Source organism: Bradyrhizobium sp., assembly GCF_017881085.1.
In the GTDB taxonomy this organism is placed as follows: domain Bacteria; phylum Pseudomonadota; class Alphaproteobacteria; order Rhizobiales; family Xanthobacteraceae; genus Bradyrhizobium.
Genome location: NZ_JADGRI010000390.1, coordinates 1 through 4,367, shown reverse-complemented (window position 1 = coordinate 4,367; position 4,367 = coordinate 1). Strand labels below are relative to the sequence as shown.

Annotated in this window: 4 protein-coding genes and 1 riboswitch; of the genes, 3 read left to right on the top strand and 1 reads right to left on the bottom strand. The window is 65.5% G+C overall.

From position 1 onward, the window contains the following. Positions 1–167 (bottom strand): alanine--tRNA ligase-related protein (locus tag QZ213_RS25200; protein ID WP_291688782.1); only part of this gene is annotated, 167 nt, incomplete at its 3' end. A 193-nt stretch (positions 168–360) separates the two neighbouring features. Then, positions 361–450: riboswitch (glycine riboswitch) on the top strand. Positions 451–588: 138 nt separating this feature from the next. Here QZ213_RS25200 and gcvT point away from each other — a divergent pair. From gcvT to gcvP, 3 genes are all read left to right on the top strand, one after another. Further along, entirely contained in the window at positions 589–1,737 is a 1,149-nt protein-coding gene (gene gcvT, locus QZ213_RS25195; protein WP_291688781.1) for a glycine cleavage system aminomethyltransferase GcvT, read from the top strand. 38 nt (positions 1,738–1,775) lie between these two features. Further along, positions 1,776–2,141 carry a glycine cleavage system protein GcvH gene (gene gcvH / locus QZ213_RS25190; protein WP_291688780.1) on the top strand — a complete coding sequence of 122 codons (366 nt, stop codon included), beginning with the start codon at positions 1,776–1,778 and terminating at the stop codon, positions 2,139–2,141. A 152-nt stretch (positions 2,142–2,293) separates the two neighbouring features. Next, positions 2,294–4,367: aminomethyl-transferring glycine dehydrogenase (gcvP, locus tag QZ213_RS25185; protein ID WP_291688779.1), on the top strand; the 2,074-nt coding region annotated here is incomplete at its 3' end.

The window sequence follows — 4,367 nt, the reverse complement described above, 5'->3', positions numbered from 1 at the left end:
CGCTTCTCCACCCCGGTGAAGACGTTCTTGAACTGCACCATGCCGGCATTGGTGAACATCAGCGTCGGGTCGTTGCGCGGCACCAATGGCGACGACGGCACGATCTCGTGGCCATTGTCGGCAAAGAATTTTAGGAAAGTCGACCTGATTTCGTTAACGCCGCTCATGTTGGTCCAATCGCAAAAACAAGGGAGATTCGCCCGCAAAAAGGCATGTGTCCCGCGCACCGCTTTTAGACAAGGGGGGCCATTGTGTCCAGAAAGTGTGCAGGAGATCAGGGGCTTGCCGCACGGCCGTTGATAGATGCTGCGACTGCGTTGACAGGCTTGGTGCGGGCGTGGTTTCTTCCTATCTGTTCAAGACGTCACGTCGGGAGAGATCGGCTTAACCGCCGGCGCCGAAGGAGCAACCGCCCCGGAAACTCTCAGGCAAACGGACCCTCGTGACTGGCTAGCATCTGGAAAGAGACGCCGAAGGGTTCTGGCCCGTACGCGTCCGCCGACGGGATAATACTCTCAGGCACAGCGACAGATGGGGCTTCGATGGGTTTGCCAGGGAATTTTCCCTGGGAACCGCGAGGGCCCGATGATGCTTGCGCGCGACGACCATTCCACGCTGAAGACTACCCCTTTGCACGCGCTGCACCTGGCCAGCGGCGGCAAAATGGTGCCGTTCGCCGGCTACGAGATGCCGGTGCAATTCGCGCCCGGCGTGCTCAGGGAACACCTGCATACCCGTGAGGCGGCAGGCCTTTTCGACGTCTCGCATATGGGCCAGATCGCGCTGCGCCCGAAATCCGGCAGGCTCGAGGATGCGGCGCTGGCGCTGGAACGGCTGGTGCCGCAGGACATACTCAGCGTTGCACCGGGACGGCAGCGCTACGCCCAGTTCACCAGCGATTCCGGCGGCATCCTCGACGACCTGATGGTGGCGAACTTCGGCAGCCATTTGTTCCTGGTGGTCAACGCCGCCTGCAAGACCGAAGACGATGCCCATCTGCGCGCCGGTCTTTCCGACACCTGCATCATCGAGCCCCTTCCCGACCGCGCGCTGCTGGCGTTGCAGGGGCCGAAGGCGGAATCGGCGCTGGCAAGACTTTGCGCCGATGTTCCGGCGATGCGCTTCATGGATGCCGGGCCGCGCCGGGTCGACGGCATCGACTGCTTCGTCTCGCGCTCCGGCTATACCGGCGAGGACGGCTTTGAGATTTCCGTTCCGGCCGAACAGGCGGAGCGGTTCGCCAGGACGCTGCTCGCGAACAGCGACGTGCTGCCGGTCGGGCTCGGCGCGCGCGACAGCCTGCGGCTGGAGGCCGGGCTTTGCCTCTACGGCCACGACATCGACACCTCGACGACGCCGGTCGAGGGCGCGCTGGAATGGTCCATTCAGAAGAGCCGCCGCCATGGCGGCGCGCGCGCCGGCGGTTTTCCGGGCGCCGACAGAATTCTCAGCCAGTTGGCGCAGGGCGCACCGCGCCGCCGCGTCGGCTTGCGGCCCGAGGGCCGCGCCCCCGTGCGCGAAGGCGCGCCACTGTTCGCCGATGCCTCCTCAACCGAACAGATCGGCACTGTCACTTCGGGCGGTTTTGGGCCCAGCCTCAATGCGCCGGTGGCCATGGGCTATCTGCCGACGCCGCAGGCGGCGCTCGGCGGCACCGTGTTCGCGGAATTGCGCGGGCAGCGCCTGCCGCTGCGGGTCGCGGCCATGCCCTTCGTTGCCAACACTTACAAACGTTGAACTGCAAACGCTGAATTCGCAAACGCCAAGGGATCATCATGACCACGCTCTACACCCCCGATCACGAATGGCTCCGCATCGATGGCGACGTCGCCACCATCGGCGTCACCGACTTCGCGCAGTCGCAGCTCGGCGACGTCGTGTTCGTCGAACTGCCAAAGGTCGGTCGCAGCCTGAAAAAGGCGGAAGCCGTCGCCGTCGTCGAATCCGTCAAGGCGGCCTCCGACGTCTACGCGCCGATTTCCGGCGAAGTGCTCGAGGTCAACGACGCAGTCGTCGCCGAGCCCGCGCTGGTCAATTCCGACCCCGCCGGCAAGGCCTGGTTTTTCAAGATGAAGATATCAGACAAGAGCGAACTCGGCGGCCTGATGGATGAGGCCGCCTACAAGGCCCACACAGCGTGAAATGACGAAGCCGGCCGCCACACCCACAGTGTCATCGTCCGCGGAAGCGGACGATCCAGTACGCCGTGACGTCTCGGTTCAATCGCCAATGCCTGCGTTTATTGGATGTCCCGCCTTCGCGGGGCATGACGAGAAATCATAAGGGAACAGCCATGACCGCGCACCGCAAACCCATTGACGAAGCCGCCACGACCTTCGTCCGCCGTCACATCGGTCCCTCGCCCCGCGACATGTCGGCGATGCTGGAAACCGTAGGCGCGGCGAGCCTTTCCGCGCTGATGGCGGAAACCCTGCCCGCCTCGATCCGCCAGCAGGCGCCGCTCGATCTCGGCACCCCCCTGAGCGAGACCGAGGCGCTTTCGCATATGCGCGCCCTCGCATCACAGAACGAGCTCTTCACCTCACTGATCGGACAAGGCTACTCCGGCACGATCCTGCCGGCGGTGATCCAGCGCAACATCCTCGAAAGCCCCGCCTGGTACACAGCCTATACGCCCTATCAGCCGGAGATCAGCCAGGGCCGGCTGGAAGCCTTGTTCAACTTCCAGACCATGATCGCCGACCTCACCGGGCTCGACGTCGCCAACGCCTCGCTGCTCGACGAAGCGACCGCTGCGGCCGAAGCCATGGCGCTGGCCGAACGCGCCGCGCAGGCCAAGACAAAATCCTTCTTCGTCGATGCCGAGGTGCATCCGCAGACCCTGGCCGTGCTGCGCACCCGCGCCGAGCCGCTGGGATGGAACCTGATCGTCGGCGATCCCCTGACCGATCTGGACAAAGCGGAGGTGTTCGGCGGCCTGCTGCAATATCCGGCCTCGTCGGGCGCGGTGCGCGACCTGCGCCCGGCGATCGCAGGGCTGCGCGCCAGGGGCGCGCTCGCGATCGTCGCCGCCGACCTGCTGGCGCTGACGCTGCTGGCCTCGCCGGGCGAACTCGGCGCCGATATCGCCATCGGTTCGGCGCAGCGGTTTGGGGTGCCGATGGGCTATGGCGGGCCGCATGCGGCCTATATGGCGGTGCGCGATGCGCTGAAGCGCTCACTGCCCGGGCGCATCGTCGGCCTGTCGATAGATTCGCGCGGGCAGGCGGCTTATCGGCTGGCGCTGCAGACCCGCGAGCAGCATATCCGCCGCGAAAAGGCGACCTCCAACATCTGCACCGCGCAGGTGCTGCTGGCGGTCATCGCCTCGATGTATGCGGTCTATCACGGCCCCGAAGGGCTGACCCATATCGCCCGCACCGTCCATCGACGCACGGCCGTGCTGGCGGCGGGACTGCGCAAACTCGGCTTTGTCCTGGGGTCGGAGGCGTTTTTCGACACGATGACGGTGGATGCCGGCAACAAGCAGAGCGAGATCGTCGCCCGCGCGCGCGATGAAAAGATCAACCTTGGTGTCGGTCAGGGCACGCTTCGCATCGCCCTGGACGAGACCACGACGCCTCAAGTCGTCGAGGCGGTGTGGCGGGCGTTCGGCGGCAGACTGGCTTACGCCGATGTCGAGGCCGGCGCCCGCGATGCGCTGCCCGCGGACCTGAAGCGCAGCGGCGCCTTCCTGAGCCACCCGGTGTTCCATGCCCACCGCTCGGAGACGGAACTGCTGCGCTACATGCGCAAGCTCAGCGATCGCGACCTCGCGCTCGACCGCGCCATGATCCCGTTGGGCTCCTGCACCATGAAGCTCAACGCGACAAGCGAGATGATCCCGCTGACCTGGCCTGAATTCGGCAGCCTGCATCCGTTCGCGCCCGCGGAGCAGGCAGGCGGCTATCACGCGCTGTTTGCCCGATTGGAAAAATGGCTGTGCGATATCACGGGCTATGACGCGATCTCGCTGCAGCCGAATTCGGGCGCGCAGGGTGAGTATGCCGGACTGCTGGCGATCCGTGGCTATCACGCCTCGCGGGGCGAGCCGCAGCGCAAGGTGTGCCTGATCCCCTCCTCGGCGCACGGCACTAATCCGGCTTCCGCCCATATGGCCGGCATGGAGGTCGTGGTGGTCGGCTGCGACAGCAGAGGCGACGTCGACGTGGCCGATTTGCGCGCCAAGGCCGAAAAACACTCGCACGATCTCGCCGCGGTCATGATCACCTATCCCTCCACGCACGGCGTGTTCGAGGAACACATCCGGGAGATCTGCGACATCGTTCACGGCCATGGCGGACAGGTCTATCTCGACGGCGCCAATCTGAACGCGCAGGTCGGACTGTCGCGGCCTGGCGATTACG

Excerpts from the sequence above, each read along its gene's own strand:
- gcvT (WP_291688781.1), top strand. The coding sequence starts at position 589 with ATGCTTGCGCGCGACGACCATTCCACGCTGAAGACTACCCCTTTGCAC.
- gcvH (WP_291688780.1), top strand. The coding sequence starts at position 1,776 with ATGACCACGCTCTACACCCCCGATCACGAATGGCTCCGCATCGATGGC.